At 67.4% G+C, this 21,220-nt stretch carries 24 protein-coding genes; 13 read left to right on the forward strand and 11 right to left on the reverse strand.

What is annotated here, in order from left to right; translation table 11 throughout:
* Positions 1-259 precede the first annotated feature (259 nt).
* Genes lptB through lptC form a run of 3 tightly spaced genes read right to left on the reverse strand, consistent with a single transcriptional unit; the run spans position 260 to position 2,314 of the window.
* The gene (lptB, locus tag FGU64_RS10965) at positions 260-1,060 is read right to left on the reverse strand and encodes an LPS export ABC transporter ATP-binding protein (RefSeq protein WP_139953325.1); all 801 of its coding nucleotides are present in this window, start codon (positions 1,058-1,060) and stop codon (positions 260-262) included.
* Between the two features lie 5 nt (positions 1,061-1,065).
* Complete coding sequence (locus tag FGU64_RS10970; protein ID WP_136359926.1) at positions 1,066-1,614, reverse strand: LptA/OstA family protein; 549 nt, start codon at positions 1,612-1,614, stop codon at positions 1,066-1,068.
* The gene (gene lptC / locus FGU64_RS10975; RefSeq protein ID WP_139953326.1) at positions 1,601-2,314 is read right to left on the reverse strand and encodes an LPS export ABC transporter periplasmic protein LptC; all 714 of its coding nucleotides are present in this window, start codon (positions 2,312-2,314) and stop codon (positions 1,601-1,603) included. The genes FGU64_RS10970 and lptC overlap by 14 nt, the downstream gene beginning before the upstream one ends.
* Before the next feature lie 397 nt (positions 2,315-2,711).
* Here lptC and sppA point away from each other — a divergent pair, with 397 nt between their 5' ends.
* From sppA to FGU64_RS23280, 5 genes are all read left to right on the forward strand, one after another.
* Positions 2,712-3,662 (forward strand): signal peptide peptidase SppA, encoded by a 951-nt coding sequence (sppA, locus tag FGU64_RS10980; protein ID WP_139953327.1) that lies wholly within the window; start codon positions 2,712-2,714, stop codon positions 3,660-3,662.
* A 76-nt stretch (positions 3,663-3,738) separates the two neighbouring features.
* A complete protein-coding gene (locus tag FGU64_RS10985) occupies positions 3,739-4,023 on the forward strand; it encodes an integration host factor subunit beta (protein WP_136359929.1) in 285 nt (94 codons plus the stop codon).
* A gap of 41 nt (positions 4,024-4,064) precedes the next feature.
* Positions 4,065-4,406, forward strand: a complete 342-nt coding sequence (locus FGU64_RS10990; RefSeq protein ID WP_139953328.1) for a DUF1049 domain-containing protein — start codon at positions 4,065-4,067, stop codon at positions 4,404-4,406.
* 192 nt (positions 4,407-4,598) lie between these two features.
* Complete coding sequence (locus FGU64_RS10995; protein ID WP_139953329.1) at positions 4,599-5,561, forward strand: ornithine cyclodeaminase family protein; 963 nt, start codon at positions 4,599-4,601, stop codon at positions 5,559-5,561.
* A gap of 206 nt (positions 5,562-5,767) precedes the next feature.
* Positions 5,768-6,013 (forward strand): DUF982 domain-containing protein, encoded by a 246-nt coding sequence (locus tag FGU64_RS23280; RefSeq protein WP_180375682.1) that lies wholly within the window; start codon positions 5,768-5,770, stop codon positions 6,011-6,013.
* 16 nt (positions 6,014-6,029) lie between these two features.
* Here FGU64_RS23280 and FGU64_RS11005 read toward each other — a convergent pair whose 3' ends face one another.
* Genes FGU64_RS11005 through FGU64_RS11015 form a run of 3 tightly spaced genes read right to left on the reverse strand, consistent with a single transcriptional unit; the run spans position 6,030 to position 7,596 of the window.
* Positions 6,030-6,464: an EVE domain-containing protein gene (locus tag FGU64_RS11005; protein ID WP_139953330.1), complete on the reverse strand. Its 435-nt coding sequence runs from the start codon at positions 6,462-6,464 to the stop codon at positions 6,030-6,032.
* Positions 6,461-6,847 (reverse strand): VOC family protein, encoded by a 387-nt coding sequence (locus tag FGU64_RS11010; RefSeq protein WP_139953331.1) that lies wholly within the window; start codon positions 6,845-6,847, stop codon positions 6,461-6,463. The genes FGU64_RS11005 and FGU64_RS11010 overlap by 4 nt, the downstream gene beginning before the upstream one ends.
* Positions 6,848-6,894: 47 nt before the next feature.
* Positions 6,895-7,596 carry a YafY family protein gene (locus FGU64_RS11015; RefSeq protein WP_136359935.1) on the reverse strand — a complete coding sequence of 234 codons (702 nt, stop codon included), beginning with the start codon at positions 7,594-7,596 and terminating at the stop codon, positions 6,895-6,897.
* Between the two features lie 128 nt (positions 7,597-7,724).
* Between FGU64_RS11015 and FGU64_RS11020 the strand changes: the two genes are divergently transcribed.
* From FGU64_RS11020 to FGU64_RS11050, 7 genes are all read left to right on the forward strand, one after another.
* On the forward strand, positions 7,725-8,810 hold the full coding sequence (locus FGU64_RS11020; protein ID WP_139955350.1) for a class I SAM-dependent rRNA methyltransferase: 1,086 nt from the start codon (positions 7,725-7,727) through the stop codon (positions 8,808-8,810).
* 166 nt (positions 8,811-8,976) lie between these two features.
* Entirely contained in the window at positions 8,977-9,831 is an 855-nt protein-coding gene (locus FGU64_RS11025) for an RNA methyltransferase (RefSeq protein WP_139953332.1), read from the forward strand.
* Entirely contained in the window at positions 9,828-10,310 is a 483-nt protein-coding gene (gene lspA / locus FGU64_RS11030) for a signal peptidase II (protein ID WP_139953333.1), read from the forward strand. Before FGU64_RS11025 ends, lspA begins: the two co-directional genes overlap by 4 nt.
* 50 nt (positions 10,311-10,360) lie before the next feature.
* The gene (locus FGU64_RS11035) at positions 10,361-11,353 is read left to right on the forward strand and encodes an MDR family oxidoreductase (protein ID WP_139953334.1); all 993 of its coding nucleotides are present in this window, start codon (positions 10,361-10,363) and stop codon (positions 11,351-11,353) included.
* A 1,102-nt stretch (positions 11,354-12,455) separates the two neighbouring features.
* Positions 12,456-14,675, forward strand: coding sequence for a PAS domain-containing hybrid sensor histidine kinase/response regulator (locus FGU64_RS11040; RefSeq protein ID WP_246671341.1), 2,220 nt, complete (start codon positions 12,456-12,458; stop codon positions 14,673-14,675).
* Between the two features lie 157 nt (positions 14,676-14,832).
* A complete protein-coding gene (locus FGU64_RS11045; protein ID WP_246671300.1) occupies positions 14,833-15,720 on the forward strand; it encodes a GNAT family N-acetyltransferase in 888 nt (295 codons plus the stop codon).
* Positions 15,721-15,723: 3 nt separating this feature from the next.
* Complete coding sequence (locus tag FGU64_RS11050) at positions 15,724-16,086, forward strand: MmcQ/YjbR family DNA-binding protein (RefSeq protein WP_139953336.1); 363 nt, start codon at positions 15,724-15,726, stop codon at positions 16,084-16,086.
* Between the two features lie 10 nt (positions 16,087-16,096).
* On the opposite strand, the gene FGU64_RS11055 is transcribed toward FGU64_RS11050, so the two are convergent.
* Both FGU64_RS11055 and grpE read right to left on the reverse strand, forming a co-directional pair.
* Positions 16,097-16,729, reverse strand: a complete 633-nt coding sequence (locus tag FGU64_RS11055) for a trimeric intracellular cation channel family protein (RefSeq protein ID WP_139953337.1) — start codon at positions 16,727-16,729, stop codon at positions 16,097-16,099.
* A 225-nt stretch (positions 16,730-16,954) separates the two neighbouring features.
* Positions 16,955-17,602: a nucleotide exchange factor GrpE gene (gene grpE / locus FGU64_RS11060; protein ID WP_136359987.1), complete on the reverse strand. Its 648-nt coding sequence runs from the start codon at positions 17,600-17,602 to the stop codon at positions 16,955-16,957.
* 224 nt (positions 17,603-17,826) lie between these two features.
* On the opposite strand from grpE, the gene FGU64_RS11065 reads away from it, so the two are divergent.
* Positions 17,827-18,027 (forward strand): hypothetical protein, encoded by a 201-nt coding sequence (locus tag FGU64_RS11065; protein WP_139953338.1) that lies wholly within the window; start codon positions 17,827-17,829, stop codon positions 18,025-18,027.
* A 70-nt stretch (positions 18,028-18,097) separates the two neighbouring features.
* Here FGU64_RS11065 and FGU64_RS11070 read toward each other — a convergent pair whose 3' ends face one another.
* Genes FGU64_RS11070 through cysG form a run of 3 tightly spaced genes read right to left on the reverse strand, consistent with a single transcriptional unit; the run spans position 18,098 to position 21,039 of the window.
* Positions 18,098-18,862, reverse strand: a complete 765-nt coding sequence (locus FGU64_RS11070) for a phosphoadenylyl-sulfate reductase (protein WP_139953339.1) — start codon at positions 18,860-18,862, stop codon at positions 18,098-18,100.
* Positions 18,837-19,532 (reverse strand): hypothetical protein, encoded by a 696-nt coding sequence (locus FGU64_RS11075; protein ID WP_139953340.1) that lies wholly within the window; start codon positions 19,530-19,532, stop codon positions 18,837-18,839. The genes FGU64_RS11070 and FGU64_RS11075 overlap by 26 nt, the downstream gene beginning before the upstream one ends.
* 13 nt (positions 19,533-19,545) lie before the next feature.
* The gene (cysG, locus tag FGU64_RS11080; protein ID WP_139953341.1) at positions 19,546-21,039 is read right to left on the reverse strand and encodes a siroheme synthase CysG; all 1,494 of its coding nucleotides are present in this window, start codon (positions 21,037-21,039) and stop codon (positions 19,546-19,548) included.
* Positions 21,040-21,220: the final 181 nt, after the last annotated feature.

The following is a 21,220-nucleotide window of genomic DNA, read 5'->3' on the forward strand; positions in this document are numbered from 1 at the left end:
GCAGAACGGCCTTACCGGAACGTTATGGGCGGATCTTTGGAAAGCTGCCGGCGCGGCACCCCCATCCCTGTCCCCTCCCCACAAGGGGGAGGGAGACGCCGACACCGCTGTTTTGTCTAAAACCAGCAAGGTTGGCGGGTTGTAGCAACACCGCAAAGTCCCCCTCCCCCTTGCGGGGGTCCGAAGGACGGGCGAGACCCGTGGCTCGCCCCGGCAGGGTTAGGGGTGGGGGTCTGTGCCATATGCGATAGCCTGCGAACTAAAGCGTAAACGCCTCGCCGAGGTAAAGCCGGCGCACGTCCGGGTTGGCGACGATCTCTTCGGCGCGGCCGTGGGTCAGCACCTGACCGGCGTGGATGATATAGGCGCGGTCGATCAGACCCAGCGTCTCGCGCACATTGTGGTCGGTGATCAGCACGCCGATGCCGCGTGCCGTCAGGTGCCGCACCAGTTGCTGGATGTCGGCGACGGCGATCGGGTCGATGCCGGCGAACGGCTCGTCGAGCAGCATGTAGGCCGGCTTGGTGGCGAGCGCCCGCGCGATCTCCAGGCGCCGCCGTTCGCCGCCCGACAGCGACATCGACGGCGCCTTGCGCAGGTGGCTGATGTGGAATTCCTCGAGCAGTTCGTCCAGCGACCTGTCGCGCTCCTTGCGGCTCTTTTCCACCACCTCCAGCACGGCGCGGATGTTGTTCTCGACCGAAAGCCCCCGGAAGATCGAGGCTTCCTGCGGCAGGTAGCCGATGCCCAGCCGCGCCCGCCGGTACATCGGCATGGAGGTGACGTCGAAGCCGTCGATCTCGATGGTGCCCTGGTCGACCGGGACAAGGCCGGTGACCATGTAGAAGCAGGTGGTCTTGCCGGCGCCGTTGGGACCGAGCAGGCCGACCGCCTCGCCGGCGCGCACGCCCAGCGAAACGCCGTTGACCACGGTGCGGCCCTTGTAGGCCTTGGTCAGGCCGCGCGCGATCAGCGTGCCCTTGAGCCTGGCGGTCCTGTCGGCGGACGACAGCGCCGGCGTCGCCGGTTTGCCGGCCTCTCGTCTCGACAACAACGCCATGGAGATCAGGGCTTCTGCGAATCGGGCGTGATCGACATCATCACCCGCCCGCCGGACCCGCCGCCGCTGCCGCAGCCGTCCACCTGGGCGAGCCCGGTGTTCATCTGCACGGTGAGCTTGCAGCCGACCAGCACGTTGGAGCCTTCCGACAACACCACCTTCTGGCCCGACAGGGTGAAGACCTGGCTTTTCATGTCGAAGGTGCCGCGGTCGCCGGTGGCGACCTGCGTCTCGGTCTTGATGTAGACCTTGCCGTCGACCTCCAGGTGGTCGATGTTGGCCGAGCCGGTGGTCGCCGAGCCGCCGCCCTTGACGTAATAGACCGTCATCTTGCCGGCCTTCATCAGCGTGGCGCCCTGCACCACGTTGACGTTGCCGGTGAAGATCGCCAGATTCTGCTCCTGCTGGACCTCCAGCTTGTCGCTCTCGATCTGGATCGGCTGGTCGTTGGAAAGCTTCAGCCCGGTCATCTTGGCGTCGGACTGCGCCAGCGCCGGGCCGGCCGCGAGCAGCGCCAGCACCGCCGCCAGCTTCATCACCTCATTGCGCCGCATTGGCCTCTCCGCTCCCCTCTTTCGTCTTCGCGGCGGCGGGATCGATGTCGACGCGCACGCGCTTTTCGAAAACCAGTGTCTTGCCGCCGTTGCTCGCCGACATCGTATCCGACCGGATGTGCGAGCCTTCGCGCGTGATGTCGACCGGATCACCGGTCTTCATAGTGCCTTTCCCCATGTCGAGGAAGACAGATTGCAGTTTCATGACCATGCCGTCGCTGGTCGTCACCAGGATGTCCTTGCTGAGCTGCAGCGTGTTGGCGGTGCGGTCGTAGGTGCCGTTCGCCGCCTTCACGGTCGCCGAGGTCGCAGCGTCGACGGGCAGCGTGGCGTCGATGCCCTCCAGCCCGATGACGCTTTCGTTGGCGACGTCCTGGACGGCGCGCGCCGCGCTCATCGAATAGGGCAGGTTCTCGCTGGTCTGGCCCGAGAGCTTGGGGTTGGACATCACCAGCTTGCCGTCCGAGAAGGCGGTGTCGTCGGCCTTCACCTCGACGGCGGGCGGCGTCACCAGATAGGAATAGACCGGAAAGGCCAGCGCGATGATGCCGGCCGTGAACGGCAGCACGAATTTGAGGGCGCGCACGCGCTGCGAATGCCGCTGCGCCCGTCCGAACGCCGCCGCGCGCGCCGCCAGCGGCTCCTGCCGCTCGGCGGCGGGGTCGCTCTCGCTGCCGGTTTCTGTCGTCCGCGCCAACATGCTCGTTCCCGAATTCTTTGCCCGCCGCAGGCTGTCGAAAGGCTATAGGTTGGTTCGGCCGACCGCTCAAGCAAGCAAAAGCGAAGGAAAACCGCAAAAATGTGACGTCTTGCCGCCGCGTCGTCGCAAAGATAGCCGAAGCCGGACGCCGACCAAACCTTGGAACACCGCGGCCGGGTCGGCATTTTACGATCGCGCTACTGCTCCGCGCCACGAAGCGCCGTATAACATAGGCGTTCGCGCCGATCTTGCCAATCGCGGCCGCTTTCGGCGGCGACGCCCGCCCGCCGCCGCGCCCGAAAGCGGTAGCCCTCGCCCGGCGCTTGCTCTAAAAGCCCGGCTGGGGCCGCACGCAGACCGACCCCAATGAAGGGCTGGCCCGAACGAAGGACTGATCATGACGCTCAGAGCCGACGACCTCATCGACCGCCGCCGCCTGCGGCGCAAGCTCACCTTCTGGCGTGTCGTCGCCTTCGCCGTCGCCGCGCTCGGCATCGCGGCGCTGGCGGCATGGTTCTGGGGCGACGAGGCGGGCACGGCGGCCGATCATATCGCCCGGGTCAAGATCGACGGCACCATCACCGAGGACGAGGATCTCATCGAACGGCTTGAGAAGATCCGCAAGTCGGAGCGCGTCAAGGGCGTCATACTGTCGATCAATTCTCCCGGCGGCACCACGGCCGGCGGCGAATCCATCTACGACGAGGTGCGCAAGCTCGCCGCCGACAAGCCGGTCGTCGCCCAGGTCGGCACGCTGGCGGCGTCGGCCGGCTACATGATCGCGTCCGCCGCCGATCATATCGTGGCCCGAAAATCCTCCATCGTCGGCTCGATCGGCGTGCTCATCCAGTTCCCGGACGTCACCGGCCTGATGGACAAGATCGGCGTCAAGCTGGAGGAAGTGAAATCCTCGCCGCTGAAGGCCGAGCCCTCGCCCTTCAACGCCACCACCGAGGAAGAGCGCGCCATGGTGCGCAAGCTCATCATGGACAGCTACGACTGGTTCGTCGGCATTGTCTCCGAGCGCCGCCATATGTCCAGGGACCAGGTGCTGGCGCTGGCCGACGGCTCGATCTTCACCGGCCGGCAGGCGCTCGCCAACAAGCTGATCGACGAGGTCGGCGGCGAGGACGAGGCGGTCGCCTGGCTGGGCACCAAGGGCGTCGACGCCAAGCTCAAGGTGATCGAATGGAAGGACGGCGGCAGCGGCGGCTGGCTGTTCTCCAAGGCGCTGACGCGCACCGTGGCGCGCGCGCTCGGCCTGCCGCAAGAGAGCGGCGCGGTGCTGGAAGAGATCGGCGCCGACCGCTTGTTCCTTGACGGCCTCGTTTCGGTCTGGCACCCTTGAGCGCTTGCCAAATCCTCGAAAAAGCAAATAAAATCATCCGCATAATTTCGCCAGCATTGCCATCAGGGGACATCGCATGATCAAGTCCGAACTTGTGCAGGTCATCGCCGCGCGCAATCCGCATCTGTTCTTGCGCGACGTCGAGAACATCGTCGGCGCCGTGTTCGACGAGATCACCGACGCGCTGGCCGACGGCAACCGGGTGGAATTGCGCGGCTTCGGCGCCTTCTCGGTGAAGAACCGCCCGGCCCGCACCGGCCGCAACCCGCGCACCGGCGAATCGGTCGAGGTCGAGGAGAAGTGGGTGCCGTTCTTCAAGACCGGCAAGGAACTGCGTGAAAGGCTGAACGGCGGCAGCTGAGCGGCGCCGACCCTGCGACGGGAAAGCCCCACGGGAAAATAATGGTCAACCGCTTCCTTCTCATCGTGGTCTTCGTGCCCCTGGCGATCGTGCTGATCGCGCTGGCGGTCGCCAACCGCGAACTGGTCGCCTTCACCCTCGATCCGTTCAATCCCGGCAATCCGGGCCTTACCGTCACGCTGCCCTTGTTCATCTTCCTGTTCGCCGCGCTGGCACTGGGCATGATCGTCGGCAGCCTGGCGACCTGGATACGGCAGGGCCGCTACCGCAAGCTCGCCCGGCAACGCGGCGTCGAGGCGGAGAACCTGCGCCAGGCGGTCGCCCGCACACCAGCTCCCACGGCGCCTCCGGCCGGGCCGGCCCTGCCGACGCCGTCGAACTGACCCGGATCGTTTCCACGCAATCCCACAGGAAAAGCCGTTTCGCGCTTTTCTCGGGCATGAATTAAAGGCGTCGCGCCGAAAAGCGGAGGCCGGTTTTCGGCAGGAAGCGATGCGAAAACAAAAGCTACAACAAGCCGCCCGTTTCCGGTATCGGGCGGTCTGCTGTAGCCGCACATCTGCCGGAGGGTCCCCATGCTTCATATTTCAGCCGCCGACGTCGACCACGCCCTGACCTTCCCCGGTCTGGTCAAGGTCCTGCGCGACGCCTTCCGCGACGGTGCCGTGCAGCCGGTCCGCCACCATCATGCGGTGGAGCGTCCCGGCAGCGCCGGCTCGACGCTGCTGCTGATGCCGGCTTGGACGGATTTCAAGGCGGCGGACGGCAAGGATGGCCATATCGGCGTCAAGATCGTCACCGTCTCGCCCGACAACAACGCCATCGGCAAGCCCGCGGTGATGGGCCTCTATCTGCTGCTCGACGGCGCCACGGGCGAGCCCGAGGCGCTGATCGACGGCCAGCGGCTGACCCAGTGGCGCACGGCCTCGGCCTCGGCGCTCGCCGCGAGCTTTCTGGCGCGCGAGGACGCGTCGCGGCTGCTGGTGATCGGCGCCGGCGCCCTGTCCTCCTTCCTCGCCAAGGCCCATTCGGCGGTGCGGCCGATCAAGGAAATCCGCATCTGGAACCGCACGCCGGCCAACGCCGAGAAGGTCGCCGCCGCCTTGCGCGCCGAAGGTTTCGCCGCCGAGGCGGCGTCCGACCTCGAAGCCGAACTCGGCCAGGCCGATATCGTCTCCTCGGCCACCATTTCGCAGACGCCGCTGGTCAAGGGCGCGCGGCTGAAAGCGGGAGCCCATGTCGATCTCGTCGGCGGCTTCACGCCGGACATGCGCGAGGCCGACGACGATGCGATTTCGCGCGCCCGCGTCTTCGTCGACACCCGCGCCGGCGCCACGAAGGAAGCCGGCGACATCGTCAAGCCGCTGGCCTCCGGCGTGTTGAAGGAAGCCGATATCGTCGCCGAACTGGCCGAACTGGCGCGCGGCCAGAAAAAGGGCCGCGAAAGCGCGGAGGAAATCACCCTGTTCAAGTCGGTCGGGGCCGCGCTGGAGGACCTCGCCGCCGGCATCGCCGTCTACCGTGCTCTGAAACGTTGAGCCTAACAGTCCGGAATGTAACGACAAAGTGACTTCGCCGACTTTGACGGCTAATGCTGTCGGCATTAAGTTGTTGTTGTTTCTACAGCATTTTGCAGCCAGACGGAATCGTCTGGCGTCGTAGAAATGCGGCTGAGATAAAAAGGTGGAGCGGCAGCCCGGATTTGTCCGGGCTTCCCCGCTCCAAGTTTACCGGACGTGGGACAATGTCTGAAGGCTGGTTTACGAAACCTGTGGCGATTGCCGTTGGCATCGTCGGCGACATCCACAATGTCTTGAGCGCCAAGCAGGCGCTGGATGCCCTGAACGGCCGATGGCCGGACGCCGGCGCGCCGAAATTCAGCGAGGCGCGGCGGCTGTGCCAGCGTGTCCTCAACGGCGGCACGACGAGCGAACAGGCACGCGAGGCCTTCGTCGCGGCCGCGCGGGAAGCGCGCATCCTGGTGGAATAGCGCGCCCGGATCCGTTTCAGGCCGCAATTGCCTTGCCCGCCTCCATCGCCTCGGCGATCAAAGCGAAGTCATGCTTGCTGACCTTCAGCACGCCGAAGCGGAGCTGGTAGCCCCAATGCGGCCGGCCGGCGGTGAGGTCGAGCTGGTCGAGCAGCGGCGCGATGGGCGCCTCGACGGCCACCGCCCAGTCCACGTCGCGCCGGAACGGCGTGGACCCGTCGCCCATGACGCCCGCATAGGGCTCGCCTTCCCTGACCCGGCCGATCGCGGTGAAGGATTGAAGCCCGTCCTTCTGCCGATAGACGGTGGTAGGGGAATAGTAGACCACGCCGTCGCCGGGGCTGATGCGCCGCAAAGGCGCGGCCTTGCCGTGATTGACCTGCATGAAACCTTCGGCCCGGCCGCGCCGCACATGCTCAGCCGATGCGACCGCCAGCCAGTACGCGCTCATGGCTGCGCTCCGGCTTCGTCGCTCAGCCAGTAGACGCGCAGGCGATGCCCGTCCGGGTCGAGCGCGACGAAGGTGCGGCCGAAATCCATGTCGCTCGGCGCCTGCGCAATGGCCAGTCCGCGCGCCGCCCAGTCGGCATGGGTGGCGTCGACCGTGGCGGGCGTATCCACGGCGATGACCACTTCCGCGCCGCCGCCGGCCGCCCGCGCCGCCGGCTCGACCGTATGGCGCGACCACAGGCCGAGCTTGAAGCCGTTGTCGAAGACGAACAGAACGAAGGTCGGCGAGGCCTCGACCGGCTGGCGGCCGAGCAGCGCGGCATAGAAGGCGCCACTCCTTTCAGGGTTGTCGACATAGAGGATGACGAAGTTGGGGGCGGGCATGGGCGTTCTCCTTGGTTTCGATGCGGAGAATCTAAGGCCGACCACTGTCAATTTCTGGCAGCAGCCTTTTGTCCGATGCCCTGACTTTCGCGCCATTCCTTCAGAAGCGCCTGGCGGCGGCGCGGATAGCGATCCTCCGTAACGTCCAGTTCCTCGATGCGGTCGACGCGGAAATGACGGAAATCCTGCCGCGTCTCGCACCATGCGACCAGCACGCGCACCTTGTCGAAGAAGCCGAGCGCGAACGGCCAGACCGTGCGCGCCGAACGCGCACCGCCGGCATCCCGATAGGAAAAGCCGAGCTTGCGCTCGCGGCGGATCGCCTGCCGCACCGCGCCGAGGTCGATCCCCTCCGCCGCCTCGGCGCGCGGGCCCACCATCAGCGCGGTGGCGTCCAGCGTCTCGCGCAGGTCCGGCGGCAACACGGCCGCAACCTTGGCCAGAAGATCGCTCGCGGCCTCGGCCAGCCGCGCGTCCGGCTGCTTCGCCACCCAGCGCGCGCCCAGCACCAGCGCCTCGATCTGCTCGTCGTCGAGCATCAGCGGCGGCAGGAAGAAGCCCGGCTTCAGCACGTAGCCCAGTCCCGCCTCGCCCTCGATCGGCGCGCCCTGCCCCTGCAAGGTGGCGATGTCGCGGTAGAGCGTGCGGATCGAGACGCCGAGTTCGGCGGCCAGCGCGCGCCCGCTCACCGGCCGGCGGTGGCGGCGCAGCGTCTGGACCAGATCGAGCAGGCGTTCGGAGCGTGACATGGAGCCTCCTCTTCGCAGGATAGGTCGCTGCATGCTCCCTGCAAAGTTCCGGCCTGCACTCCGGGTTTTGTTGCGCCGGGCAAGGCGCTATGGCAGAAGCGGCCGACCAGTCCGGAGAACGGCACGCCTTGAAATCCCACCGCGACAGGCGGCGCGACGACCGCCAGCCTTCCCCCCGGCAAGATCGGCCCCGGCAGGCCCGGCAGCATGCGGCTGAGGACCGCCCGGCCCGCCAGCAGGAACCAGCGCCGAAGTCTGCCGCCTCGCAGGAACGGCCGGCGGCGACCCCGCGTCTGCTTTCCCGCCGCGAAGGCGCCCTGCCGGCGGAAAAGCTGCCGCTCATCCTCGAAGTGCAGCCTAACGCCGACTATGCTCTGCTCGACTCGGGCGCCGGCCGCAAGCTGGAGCAATACGGCCCCTACAGGATCGTACGGCCCGAGGGCCAGGCGATCTGGCAGCCGGCATGGCCTGAAAAAGAATGGAACAAGGCCGACGCGATCTTCACCGGCGACACCGACGAGGAAGGCATGGGCCGCTGGCGCTTCCCGAAGGCGCCGCTCGGCGAAACCTGGCCGATGAAGCACGGCGGCATAGACTATCTCGGCCGTTTCACCTCGTTTCGCCATGTCGGCGTCTTTCCCGAGCAGGCCTCGCACTGGGACCATATGGCAGGCCTGATCCGTGACGCGAAACGACCGGTGAAGGTGCTCAACCTGTTCGGCTATACGGGCCTCGCCTCGCTGGTGGCGGCAAAAGCCGGCGCCGAGGTCACCCATGTCGACGCCTCGAAGAAGGCGATCGGCTGGGCGCGCGAGAACCAGGAGGTGGCGCGTCTCACGGACAAGCCGATCCGCTGGATCGTCGAGGACGCCATGAAATTCGCCGAGCGCGAGGAACGGCGCGGTTCGCGCTACGACATCGTACTGTTCGATCCGCCCGCCTACGGCCGCGGTCCCAAGGGAGAGGTCTGGCAACTGTTCGAGCACCTGCCTGCGCTGGCCGACCTCTGCCGGTCGATCCTCACGCCGAAACCGCTCGCCGTGGTGCTGACCGCCTATTCCATCCGCGCCTCCTTCTTCGCCACCCATGCGCTGATGCGCGACACCTTCGCCGGCATGGGCGGCAGGATGGAATCGGGCGAACTCGTCATCCGCGAGACCTCGGCCGGCCGGGCGCTGTCGACCTCTCTCTTCTCGCGGTGGGTGGCGTCATGAGCGCTTCCCTGACCAACTTCGGCGCCGCCCCTCACCCTTACCCTCTCCCCGTAAACGGGGAGAGGGAGATTGCCGACGGCGCAACTGCCCTCCTCTCCCCGTTTACGGGGAGAGGATGCCGGCAGGCAGGTGAGGGGCAGCACTGCCCATATGGGGAAACCACCGCATGAGCGAGCACGAACACCGCCGCGCCGTCGGCCAGGTCAAGGAAGTCACCAGCCTCGCCAACCCGCTGGTCAAGGACATCAAGGCGCTAGCGCTCAAGAAATTCCGCGACCAGCAGCACGCCTTCATGGCCGAAGGGCTGAAGCTTGTCATCGACGCGCTCGATCTCGGCTGGCAGGTCAGGACGCTGGTCTTCGCCAAGGCCGGCCGCGGCAATCCGGCGGTGGAAAAGGCCGCCGCCCGCACCGTCGCGGCCGGCGGCACGGTGCTGGAAGTCTCCGAAAAGGTGCTGTCGGCCATCACCCGCCGCGACAATCCGCAGATGGTCGTCGGCGTCTTTTCCCAGCGATTCGCCGCCTTGAAGGATATCCGCCCGAAGCCCGGTGACGTCTGGGTGGCGCTCGACCGCGTGCGCGATCCCGGCAACCTCGGCACCGTTCTGCGCACCGTCGATGCGGTCGGCGCCAAGGGCGTCATCCTGGTCGGCGACACAACGGACCCTTTCGCCGTCGAGGCGGTGCGCGCCACCATGGGCTCGATCTTCGCCGTGCCTGTGGCGAAGGCGACGCAAGGTGAGTTCCTCGCCTGGCGCAAGGGCTTCTCCGGCCTCGTCGCCGGCACGCATCTCAAAGGCGCCGTCGATTACCGCACCGTCGATTTCTCCGGCAGACCGGTGCTGCTCCTGATGGGCAACGAGCAGCAGGGCCTGCCGGACGAGTTGGCCGCAAGCTGCGACCGGCTGGTGCGCATCCCGCAGGCGGGCCGAGCCGATTCGCTCAACCTCGCCGTCGCCACCGGCGTCATGCTCTACGAGATCCGCCGCGACGCGCTGACGCTGGAGGCTCGCCCTTCGTGAAATCCCTCATTCCTTACGGCCTGCTCTCGGTCGTCGCCATCGCGCTCGACCAGGGAATCAAGGTCCTCGTCGAGGCCGACCTGCCTTGGCAGCAGCCCGTGGACCTTTTGCCGTTCCTGGCGCTCTTCCGCACCTACAACACCGGCATCGCCTTCTCGATGCTGTCGTCCCTCGGCGACACCGGTCTCATCGTCATCGCGGCGGCGGTCGCCGCCTTCGTCGTCTGGCTGGCCGCTCGCACCGAACCCGGCCAGATCGCCGCCCGCATCGGCTTTGCCCTCATCGTCGGCGGCGCGCTCGGCAACCTCATCGACCGCGCCGTCTACGGCCATGTCATCGACTACGTGCTGTTCCACACGCCCGTCTGGTCCTTCGCCGTCTTCAACCTCGCCGACGCCTTCATCACCGTCGGCGCGGCGCTCGTCATCCTCGAGGAATTCCTCGGCTGGCGCAGCCAACCGCGACCTTCGGACGATTGACCCGACACGCGGGGAGCCGCAAACTTCGCCGACACGCGCGAGGAGAAAAAATGCCTGACACCTTCAAAGCCATCCTGGTTTCCCGCGACGAGGACAAGAAGCAGTCGGTGGCGGTGAAAGATCTGACCGAGGCCGACCTGATGGAGGGCGACGTCACCGTCGCCGTCGAGGCGACCACGGTCAACTACAAGGATGGGCTGGCCATCACCGGCAAGGCGCCGGTCATCCGCCGCTGGCCGCTCGTTCCCGGCATCGACTTCGCCGGCACGGTCACGGCCTCCGATCATCCCGACTGGCGGCGCGGCGATAAGGTCATCCTCAACGGCTGGGGCGTCGGCGAAACGCATTACGGCGCCTATGCGGCGCGCGCCCGCGTCAAGGGCGACTGGCTGGTGCCGCTGCCGGAAGGTATCAGCGCGCATGACGCCATGGCGGTCGGCACCGCCGGCTACACGGCGATGCTGTGCGTCATGGCGCTGGAGCGCCACGGCATTGCGCCCGACCGCGGCCCGGTGGTGGTGACGGGTGCGGCCGGCGGCGTCGGCTCGGTCGCCGTCGCCATCCTGTCGAAGCTCGGCTACCACGTCGTCGCCTCGACGGGACGGGAGGCCGAAAAGGCGTACCTCGCCGATCTCGGCGCGGCGGAAGTGATCGCGCGCGACGAACTGACCGGCCCGGTCAAGCCGCTCGCCAAGGAGCGCTGGGCCGGCGGCGTCGACGCGGTCGGCTCCACCACGCTCGCCAACGTGCTGTCCATGACCGCCTATGGCGGCGCCGTCGCCGCCTGCGGCCTGGCCGGCGGCATGGACCTGCCGTCTTCCGTCGCGCCCTTCATCCTGCGCGGCGTTTCCCTGCTCGGCATCGATTCGGTGATGGCGCCGAAGGAGGTGCGCCTGGAAGCCTGGCGGCGCATCGCCACCGACCTCGACGTCGCCAAACTGAAGGCGCTGTCGACGACCATCGGCTTCGACGGCATCCTCGACGCCGCCCGCGCCATCGTCGATGGCAAAATCCGCGGCCGCGTCGTGGTGGATATGGAATAGTCCGTCAGCGTCGCACTCCGTCCAGCACCCCTCATCCGTCTCGGCGCTGCGCGCCGATCCACCTTCTCCCACAGGGGGAGAAGGGAGGGCTTGCGCCTACGTCTCTGCAAATCTCCAACATTGACGATTGGTCGCAAGGGCAGCGCCACCTCACCTTCTCCCCTTGTGGGAGAAGGTGGCCGAGCCGAGCGAAGCGAGAGCGAGGTCGGATGAGGGGTGCCGGACGGAGTGCGGTTCCGAAAGATTTTCTCCCAGAATCTATCCCCGTCCTTTCCGCCCGCTCTATACTGCCCGTCATCTCCTGTGCGGGAACGCGGGTCGCGAACCGGGCGCTTGTGGCAGGAGACGGTGCCGGGCTGGTCGTCTACGGTAGGCGGCTGGGCGATGAACCCCCAAGTCCGGGCCTCGACCGAGCCAGCGGGCCGAAAGGCAGCGCCCCTCGGGGAGGCAAGACACCGGCGGGCGCGGGATGCCGCGCCATACCTTAACTTAGCAGGCACGGCCCCCGCGCCCGCTTCCCGACCTCAAACGAGGTCAGTTCTTTGACAATGGCCAGGGCCGGAAGGCAGCGTGGCGATAAAGAAACTTGTGTGGGCGAACCCTCTCCGTCTCGGCTTCGCCGAGCCACCTCTCCCCAAAGGGGCGAGGAACCGAGCTCGCGACCGTCGCGCTCTTTGGATGCCCAAGTTCCGCAACAGTTTTCCTATGGTGTCGGCCTCGCAGGACTTGGGTTCCTCGCCCCTCTGGGGAGAGGTGGCTTGGCGAAGCCAAGACGGAGAGGGGTCGTTGGCCGTAGAGCGAGGGCTTCATAACGTCGGAGCGGTGGAAATGACCCCTCCCGACCGGACTTCGAGGGGGCACCCGCGCCACGGCCCTTCGCTGTCGCTCCGGGTGTTCGTCGCTCGAAAAGCCAAGCAATTGGCTTTTCGTCCGCTGCGCGGACCGCTTCTCACCCCCCAAAACCGCTAAAATGCAAGCGATCCGTCAAAACCTTCCCTAATCGCTTTGTGGCAACGATGGTCGCATGAGCGCGCAGCCCGATCTTGCAGCAGCCGAAACACACGACGAGCCCGGCGAAACCGTGTCGCCCGCGCCGAGGCGCATGCGCATCCAGGCGCCGCCGCTGCAGCCGGATCTGCCGCCTGTCACGCGCGGGAACGGCCTCACCTTCCTGGTGTTCGCGGCAACGATCGCGCTCGCGGCCTTCTCCTGGCTGACCGGCGCCGCGCCCTTCATCCCCGCCTGCCTGGTGGTCATCGGCGTGGCCGGGCTTCTGGTGCATCTGCGCAGCGGCCGGGCGGCCAGGCGCGCGGCCTTCGCCTTCGATGACAGCGCCGCCCGCACGCGCGCCGAGATCGAGACGCTCGCCGACCGCATGTGGGAGATGCAGGAAAGCGAGGAGCGCGCGCAAGGACTGATCGACGCGCTGGGCGACCTCGTCGTTCACCGCGACCGCAGCGGGCGCATCGTCTACGCCAACAAGGTGTTCGCCGATCTCGTCCGCATGGACCCGCGCGAACTGGACGGCCGCACGCTGGCCGAGATCGGCATCGACGTCGGCCTGATGCCGGACGCCGCCTTCGCCGAACGCGACTGCCTCAGTTCCACCGACGTGATGATTTCGACGCCGGACGGCCAGCGCTGGTTCTCCTGGATCGAACTGTCGGTGCGCGAGAAGGACAGCGGCGCCGTCTCGCACCGGGCGATCGCCCGCGACATCACCGCCCGCAAGCGCGCCGAAACCTCGCTCATCGGCGCGCGCGAGCGTGCCGAATACGCCAACCAGGCCAAGTCGCGCTTCCTCGCCACCGTCAGCCACGAGATCCGCACGCCGATGAACGGCATCATGGGCATGGCCAAGCTGCTCGCCGACACCCAGCTGACGCCCGAGCAGCGCACCTATGTCGGCGCCGTCTCCACCTCTGCCAGCGCGCTTTTGGCGTTGATCGAGGACTTGCTCGACTATTCCAAGATCGAGGCCGGCCGCTTCGATCCCGAGCCGCAGCCGATGGCGCCGCGCGAGATCGCCGACAACGTGGTCGAACTGCTCGCCGCCCGTGCCTTCGGCAAGGGCATCGGCCTCGGCTGCCACGTCGCGCCGGACGTGCCGCAGCGCATCAGTGCCGATCCGGGGCGCGTGCGCCAGGTGCTGCTGAACCTGATCGGCAACGCCATCAAGTTCACCGGCGAAGGCGGCGTCCTGGTCTCGATTTCGCAGGTGCGCGACGAGGCGGGCGACCGCATCCGCTTCAGCGTCGCCGATACCGGCCCGGGCCTGGACGAGAAGGACAGGGACCGCATCTTCGAGGAATTCGAACAGGCCGACGGCACCTCGACGCGCGCCTTCGGCGGCGCAGGCCTTGGCCTCGCCATATCGAAGCGGCTGGCCGCTGCCATGGGCGGCAGCCTCTCGGTGACGAGCCGGCTCGGCGAAGGCTCCGAATTCGCCTTCGAGATTCCGGCCGTCGAGGCGAGCGGACCGCCGCCGGGCCGCGAAGGCATCCTGACGGGCCGCCATGTCGCCATCGTCTCCAGGAACCGGGTGGAAGCCGAAGCCATCGCGGCGACCATCCGCGACCACGGCGGCAGCGCCGTCATTGCTTCCAGCGCCGCCGTCGCGGCGCCGCTCGACGGCCATTGCGACATGCTCCTGGTGGACGCAGCGCTGGAAAAGAGCGACGGCCGCCTGCTCCAGCATTTGCGCGAGGCCGGCCTGACCAATTGCGAGGCCGCCATCTTCATCGAGCCGGCCGATCGCGGCATGCTGGGCGAATTCCGCGCCAGCGGCTACGCGACGTTCCTGGCGAGGCCGGTGCGCGGGGAAACGCTGCTGCGCGTGCTTCTGGCGAGCCAGGCCGCCGCCACGGCGCCGGACGCCCCTGCCGCCGAAACGCAGGGGCCGGCGAACCTTTCGCGCAAGGGCCACCGGGCCTCGGGCCTGTCGGTGCTGATCGCCGAGGACAACGACATCAACGCCATGCTCGCCCGCGCCACGCTGCAGAAGGCGGGGCACCGGGTGGAAGTGGTGGGCAACGGCAAGGCGGCGGTGGAAGCCGTCATCGAGGCGGGGCACCGCCACCGCTACGATGTCGTGCTGATGGACCTGCACATGCCGGTCATGGACGGGCTGGACGCCATCGCCGCCATCCGCCGCCATGAGGAGGAAGCCGGCGTCGCGCCGCTGCCGATCATGGTCCTGTCGGCCGACAGCCAGGAAAAGACCCGGCACACGCTGCTTGCCCACGGCGCCAACGGCTTCGTGACCAAGCCGCTCGACCCGGAAGCGCTTGTGCTGGCCGTGCAGGAACACACCGCCGCCTGAACCGAAGCCAGTCTTGGACCGGCGGTTTTCCCGCTTCGAGTCGGCGCTCCTTTCACCGCGCCATTGCCCATCGGAAGCGAACACGGTACTGTCACAATCCTGTTGCACCCCCATCGTATCCCCGCGCCAAGAGGGATGGCTCGAAGGAGACTCGCTCGTGCACACAGCGATGCCGCAAGGTGATTCGCAACCCAATTCCGGCACCGCCAGGCTTGCCGAGCTGAAGATGGAGGGCATCGCTTCGGGCGCCCTGCTCGGCCGTATCGGCAATCTCGAAGTGCGCCTTGCGCGCAACGAGGCCGAGGTGGCCGCCGCCCAGGAAGTGCGCTACCGCGTCTTCTATGACGAGATGGGCGCTCACAAGGGCGCCTTGCAGGCGCTGGACCGTCGCGACGCCGACCGCTTCGATCCCGTCTGCGACCACCTGCTCGTGCTCGATTCCAGCATTTCCGGCCCCGAACATCGCCGTATCGTCGGCACCTACCGGCTGCTGCGGCAGGAAGCGGCGGTCGCCGCCGGCGGTTTCTATTCGCAGGACGAGTTCGACCTGCCCGGCCTCGTCACGCGCCATCCCGGCGAGCGGTTCCTGGAACTTGGCCGCTCCTGCGTACTGCCCGAATATCGCTCCAAACGCACCATCGAAGTGCTGTGGCAGGGCATCTGGGCCTACACCAACCATCACCGCATCGGCGTCATGACCGGCTGCGCCTCCTTCCCCGGCGTCGACCCGGCCGCGCACGCCGAATCGCTGAGCTATCTCGCCCACCATTGCCGCGCCGGCGCCGATTGGGACATCCGCGCCGTTCCCGGCCGCTATCAGGCGATGGACCTGATGCCGGCCGAGACCATCAACGCCAAGAGTGCCATCGCCGGCATGCCGCCGCTGGTGAAAGGCTATCTCAGGCTCGGCGCCCGCATCGGCGACGGCTGCGTCATCGACCACGACTTCCGCACCGTCGACGTCTTCATCATCCTGCCGGTCAGCGAGATCTCCTCGCGCTACGTCAATTACTACGGCGCGGAAGCCCAGCGCTTCTCCACCTGACCGGTGAGCGGCGGCGACGACCTGTCCCAAACGTTCGAGCGGCTGAAACGGGCCGCCGAGGGTCTTCCGGGCGTCGTCGAAGGCACGTCCTATGGCACGCCGGCGCTCAAGGTCGGCAAGAAGATGCTGGCCCGTGTCAAGGATGCCGACACCGTCGCCATCCCCTGCCCGCTCGACGAGAAGGAAATGCTGCTTTCAGCAGCGGACAACATCTATTTCGAGACCGACCACTACAAGGGCTGGCCCACTGTGCTGATCCGCATGGCCGCCGTTTCCGATGACGAGTTGCGCCATCGGGTCGAACGGTGCTGGCTGGCGCAGGCGCCGAAGGCTCTCGTCAACGCCAGGCAGGCCCGCTCCATGTAAAAGTGAACGCTTACGGAATGTCCTCGGGCTTACGCCCCGGTCGGCTCTTGTAGGCCGGAAACGACCAGCCGAAACGGAGTGCCCCGCCGCGCACGAGGAAGGCGGCGGCGAAGCCGATCAGCGCCGAAACCGGCGCCGGCAGGCCCGCCAGGTCGCCGAGCGTATAAAGCGCCGCCCCGGCGAGGGCTGCCGAGACGTAGATTTCGGGCTTCAGCAACACCGACGGCTCGCCGGCCAGCATGTCGCGCAATATGCCGCCGAAGGTGGCCGTCAACATGCCCATCACCACGGCGATGATGGGTGAGCCGGTGATGGCGAGCCCCTTGGCCGCGCCCATCACCGAAAAGGCGGCGATGCCCACCGCATCCAGCCACAGGAGCAGCTTGTAGCGGGATTCCACCCGGTGCGCGCCGAAGAAGACCACCACCGCGACGACCGCGCAGATCGGCAGATAGGCCCGGTTGGATACCCAGAACACCGGCACGCCGAGGATCACGTCGCGCAGCGTGCCGCCGCCGATTCCGGTGACGGCGGCCAGGAACAGGAAGCCGATGATGTCGAGTTGCTTGCGCGAGGCGGCAAGGGCGCCCGTGGCCGCGAAAACGGCGACGCCGGCATAGTCGAGGAGAGTGACGAGGGGCATCGGACCTCGGCCAGGCAGTAGGGCAGTAGGGCAGTAGGGCAGTAGGGCAGTAGGGCAGTAGGGCAGTAGGGCAGTAGGGCAGTAGGGCAGTAGAAACTGATGCCAGCGCACAGGCTCGTCAAGACACAATGGCCTTCAGAGAAGGCAATGGCGTCAGAAGCGACAGCCCTTACTGCCTTACTGCCTTACTGCCTTACTGCCTTACTGCCCTATTCCCCTACTCCCTCACGCGTCCTTCTCGGCCTGTTCGTTGACCGGGCCGGGCTCGGCCGGCGCTTCGCTCGGAGCCTGCTTCGGACCGCCCTTGGAAACCCCGACCATGGCGGGCCTCAGCACCCGTTCGCCGATCGAGTAGCCGGACTGCACCACCTGCACGACCGTATTGGCCGGCACGTCGGCATTAGGCACCTCGAACATCGCCTGGTGGAAATGGGGATCGAACTTCTCACCCAGCGGCTCGAGCTTCTTCACCCCGTGCCGCTCCAGCGCCGACAGCATGCCGCGCTCGGTGATCTCGACGCCGTCCACCAGCGCCTTGAAGCCGGCGTCGGCAGCCGCCTTGGCCTCGGCGGGGATGGCATCGATGGCGCGGCGCAGATTGTCCGACACGCCCAGCATGTCGCGCGCGAAATTGGCGATCGCATAGGCGCGCGCGTCCTGCACGTCGCGTGCCGTGCGGCGGCGCAGGTTCTCCATCTCCGCCGCTGCCCTCAGCGCGCGGTCCTTCAATTCCTCGTTCTCCTTCAGCAGCCGCACCAGCGCTTCGTAGTCGCCCTCGACGCTGCCTTCCGCGCGCTCGGCCGCAGCCTCGGCGGTCTCGTTTTCCTCGGGCGCGTGTTCGTCTTTTGCCTGGTCGCTCATCGCGTTTTCCATCATCTCAACGGTTTGGAAGTTGCGCCCGATATCGAGGTTCGGGCACCAAAAATCAAGAGGCGCGGGACAGTTGCCCCGGCTCATGGCCGCCCGAGCGCCTTCCTATGAATCGCTCGAAATTAAGTCAAATTTTACCGTAACGGCCAATCGGGCTTGCGGCCATGGTGCAATGCGGGAACCATCACCGGTGCGGAGGAGTTTCGGAGCCGACCAAGGGAATACAGATGATGGCCCGCAATACCGCAAACCGGCAGGACAAGCTCGCAGCCGACATCCGCCGCCAGATCGGCGACCGGTCGCTGACCCGCTTTCTCGGCGCCATGCCCGCCTACAAAGTGGTGAACGACATTCCCCGCCACATGCAGGACCTGCTCGAGCAGCTCGAAGCCAGCGAACGCCGGCAGGCAGGCCGTTCCGGATCCTGAGGGCGGGGCCAGTCGAACGACAGGTCCGGAAAGGGACGGCGACGTTACAGCGCCGCGTCCGTCGGCGACGTTACAGCGCCGCGTCCGTCAGCGACGCTTCCAGCCCCGAAAGGTGGATCCCGCATTCGGTCTTGGCTTGCCCTGCCCAGCGGCCGGCACGCGCGTCCTCGCCCGGCTGCACCGGTCGGGTGCAGGGAAAGCAGCCGATGGACAGATAGCCGTAGGCGACCAGCGGATTTTCCCGCAGCGCGTGCGTGCGCATGTAGTCGGCCTGATCGGCGGTCGTCCAGTGCGCCAGCGGGTTGATGCGGATGCGCCGTCCCACCGCTTCGAACACCGGCAGCGCTGCCCGCGTCGAGGCCTGGAAGCGCTTGCGACCGGTGAACCAGGCTCCAAAGGGCTCGACGCCGCGCGCCATCGGCTCCACCTTGCGCACCGCGCAGCAGGCGTCGGTGTCCGTCTCGTGCAGCTTGCCGGTCGGGTCGATGCGGGCAAGTGCCGCCGCGTCGGGCGCAACCACGCGCACATCGGTCAGGCCGAAATCGGCAACCAGCGCGTCGCGATAGGCGAGCGTCTCCTCGAAATGCTTGCCGGTGTCGAGGAAGACGATGGGCAGGTGCCGGTCGACGCCGGCGATCAGGTGAAGCAGGACGGCCGAATCCGCACCGAAGGACGACACCGCCGCGATCGTGCCGGTAAACAGGTCCGTCGCCGCGCGCTCGATGACGGCCTGCGCCGGAAGATGGCCGTACAGCGCATCCAGACCGGCGGCGTGGGCGGCGAGGTCGCTGCCCTCCCCCGTCGCCGCCTCAAGCGGCCTTGGCTTCGTCAACATGGAACGGCTCCCTGGAAGGCTGCGGGATGGATCGGCTGAGGGTGTCGGCCGGGTTGGCTTTTGCTAGACCGATTGCCGCCAGGGCGGCATGCACTGCCGTGAGAGCAGCCGGTGCCAGATTCGGCAGGATCAGCGTCTGCCCGTAGCCGGCCCGCACTTCGCCCGAGCCGTAACGTTCGGCAAGATCCGCCACCGCCTCAAGTTGCCCGGCCGAGATAGCGCCCGGCATGCCGCCGGCTGCAACGAGCGAAATCGTCACCGCCCCGCTATCGTCGAGATGTCGAGCGGAACCATCGCCGGAAGGACCGTCGTCCGAAACTTCCACCGCCTGCATCCGAACGGTCGCGAGATCGGTCAGGATGGCGGGAATATCGATCAGCGACGGCCAGTGGAACTCGACGAATCCATGCGTGGTGAAGTGGCAATAGCCCTTGTCGTATCGGCGCGCGACATGGGCGAGCATGCGAAGCTGGCTGGCATCGAGTGCGCCTTCCGGCACGCCTATGCGCAGCCTGTAGGAATGCAGTTCCAGCGAAACGCCGTTCGCCCGCCGAAGCGGCCGGAACTGTTCCTCGGTGATCTCGCCTGCCAGCCGCCGCTCCACCTGGCCGGCGAACCGGGCGATACTGGCCTGGACCCGATCGCGGTCGAATGTCTCATGACGATCCATCGGTTCACCCTCCTCAGGGTCTCGGCTCGACGCGAACGGCTTCGGACAGCCAGCCCGCCGGGACGTTTCCGCGCCGCGCCGCCAGCGGCTCGGAGCGCTCGAAACGACCACCGGCGACGGCATCGCCGATGACGGTCATGACCGGGCCGGTCAGGTCGGTTCGTCCTTCGAGCGAAGGCAGGTCGGCCAGCGTGCCGTGGAAACGGCGGCAGTGCGGCAGGCCGGCGTTCTCGGCCACGGCGACAGCCGTGTCCGGCGAAAGCCCGGCCGCGATCAGCCGGCCGGCGACGTCGGCCGCCACCGAGCGCCCCATATAGACGGCGACGGTAGCACCCGAGATAGCTAGCTTCGCCCAGTCCGGCAGGGCGCTACCCTTGAGGTCGTGGCCGGTGGTAAAAACCATCGACGAGGTGACGCCGCGCAGCGTCAGCGGCAGTTCGAAATCGGCGGCGGCGGCGAAGGCGGCGGTGACGCCCGGCACCACCTCGTAGGCGATGCCGGCTTCGCGCAGTGCCGCCATCTCCTCGCCGGCGCGGCCGAACACCAGCGGGTCGCCGCTCTTCAGCCGCACGACGCGCTTGCCTTCGCGGCCGAGTGAGACCAGCAGGGCGTTGATCTCTCCTTGCGTCTTCGAATGGCAGCCCTTGCGCTTACCCACCGACAGGCGCTCAGCATCGCGCCGGCCCGTAGCGGCGACCGCCTCCGGCACCAGCGCGTCGTAGAGGATGACGTCGGCTTCCATCAAAAGACGCTGGGCGCGCAGGGTGAGCAGATCCTCCGCGCCCGGTCCGGCGCCAACCAGCGCGACATGGCCGGCGGCGGACGCATCGGCGCCGAGCAGACCGGTCGCGGCATCGCGTGCGCCGGCCATGTCGCCGGCAGCGGCGGCGCGCGCCGGCGCACCGGCGAAGAATTCGGCCCAGAAGCGGCGGCGACGATTGCCCCGCGGCAGCAGCCGCTCGGCCGTCTCGCGCATGGACGCCGCGAGCGCCGCCAGCGGCCCGAGCGACGGCGAAAGCATGCGGTCGATGCGGGCGCGGATCATCTGGGCGAGCACCGGGCCTGCCCCTTCCGTGCCGATGGCCACGGCGACCGGCGCGCGGTTGACCAGCGCTGGCGTGAAGAAGTCGCACAGTTCCGGCCGATCCACCGCGTTGACGGCAATACCCAGCCGGCGTGCATCGGCCGAGACGCGAGCGTCCAGCGTTGCCTCGCCACTGGCGGCGAACACCATGACCGCGCCGACGAGATGGTCCGGCGCATAGGCGGCGGCAACATGCTCCAGCCCGTGGTCAGCGACGAAGGCAGCCAGCGCCGGCTCCATTTCAGCCGCAACGATGCGCAACGCGGCGCTCGACTGCGCCAGCAGCCGCACCTTGGCCAGTGCTTCCTCGCCACCGCCGACGATAACGACGAGACGACCTTCCATCCGCATGAAGACCGGGAAGGTGTTCAGTCTGCCGGATCGAGGATGCCCAGCTTGGCCGAGGTCGAGTTGATGGTGCATTGCAAAATTCCGCATGGAACGGAATTTCTACCGGCGGGAGCCTGCTTTCAGAAGCAACGCACTCGCGCGGACCGGCATCCAGCACAATCGCTTTTCCGATTGCGGGAAAGGCGGAAGAAAAAATTTCCGTGTTCTTGCGCGAGCCTCGATAATGGCTTGCCGCTCGGCAAGAAGACAGGCC

Source organism: Mesorhizobium sp. 8, from assembly GCF_006351905.1.
GTDB lineage: Bacteria > Pseudomonadota > Alphaproteobacteria > Rhizobiales > Rhizobiaceae > Mesorhizobium > Mesorhizobium composti.

Coding starts and splice junctions, on each gene's coding strand:
- lptB (WP_139953325.1), bottom strand. CDS start 1,060: ATGGCGTTGTTGTCGAGACGAGAGGCCGGCAAACCGGCGACGCCGGCG.
- FGU64_RS10970 (WP_136359926.1), bottom strand. CDS start 1,614: ATGCGGCGCAATGAGGTGATGAAGCTGGCGGCGGTGCTGGCGCTGCTC.
- lptC (WP_139953326.1), bottom strand. CDS start 2,314: ATGTTGGCGCGGACGACAGAAACCGGCAGCGAGAGCGACCCCGCCGCC.
- sppA (WP_139953327.1), top strand. CDS start 2,712: ATGACGCTCAGAGCCGACGACCTCATCGACCGCCGCCGCCTGCGGCGC.
- FGU64_RS10985 (WP_136359929.1), top strand. CDS start 3,739: ATGATCAAGTCCGAACTTGTGCAGGTCATCGCCGCGCGCAATCCGCAT.
- FGU64_RS10990 (WP_139953328.1), top strand. CDS start 4,065: ATGGTCAACCGCTTCCTTCTCATCGTGGTCTTCGTGCCCCTGGCGATC.
- FGU64_RS10995 (WP_139953329.1), top strand. CDS start 4,599: ATGCTTCATATTTCAGCCGCCGACGTCGACCACGCCCTGACCTTCCCC.
- FGU64_RS23280 (WP_180375682.1), top strand. CDS start 5,768: ATGTCTGAAGGCTGGTTTACGAAACCTGTGGCGATTGCCGTTGGCATC.
- FGU64_RS11005 (WP_139953330.1), bottom strand. CDS start 6,464: ATGAGCGCGTACTGGCTGGCGGTCGCATCGGCTGAGCATGTGCGGCGC.
- FGU64_RS11010 (WP_139953331.1), bottom strand. CDS start 6,847: ATGCCCGCCCCCAACTTCGTCATCCTCTATGTCGACAACCCTGAAAGG.
- FGU64_RS11015 (WP_136359935.1), bottom strand. CDS start 7,596: ATGTCACGCTCCGAACGCCTGCTCGATCTGGTCCAGACGCTGCGCCGC.
- FGU64_RS11025 (WP_139953332.1), top strand. CDS start 8,977: ATGAGCGAGCACGAACACCGCCGCGCCGTCGGCCAGGTCAAGGAAGTC.
- FGU64_RS11035 (WP_139953334.1), top strand. CDS start 10,361: ATGCCTGACACCTTCAAAGCCATCCTGGTTTCCCGCGACGAGGACAAG.
- FGU64_RS11040 (WP_246671341.1), top strand. CDS start 12,456: ATGCGCATCCAGGCGCCGCCGCTGCAGCCGGATCTGCCGCCTGTCACG.
- FGU64_RS11055 (WP_139953337.1), bottom strand. CDS start 16,729: ATGCCCCTCGTCACTCTCCTCGACTATGCCGGCGTCGCCGTTTTCGCG.
- grpE (WP_136359987.1), bottom strand. CDS start 17,602: ATGGAAAACGCGATGAGCGACCAGGCAAAAGACGAACACGCGCCCGAG.
- FGU64_RS11065 (WP_139953338.1), top strand. CDS start 17,827: ATGATGGCCCGCAATACCGCAAACCGGCAGGACAAGCTCGCAGCCGAC.
- FGU64_RS11070 (WP_139953339.1), bottom strand. CDS start 18,862: ATGTTGACGAAGCCAAGGCCGCTTGAGGCGGCGACGGGGGAGGGCAGC.
- FGU64_RS11075 (WP_139953340.1), bottom strand. CDS start 19,532: ATGGATCGTCATGAGACATTCGACCGCGATCGGGTCCAGGCCAGTATC.
- cysG (WP_139953341.1), bottom strand. CDS start 21,039: ATGCACCATCAACTCGACCTCGGCCAAGCTGGGCATCCTCGATCCGGC.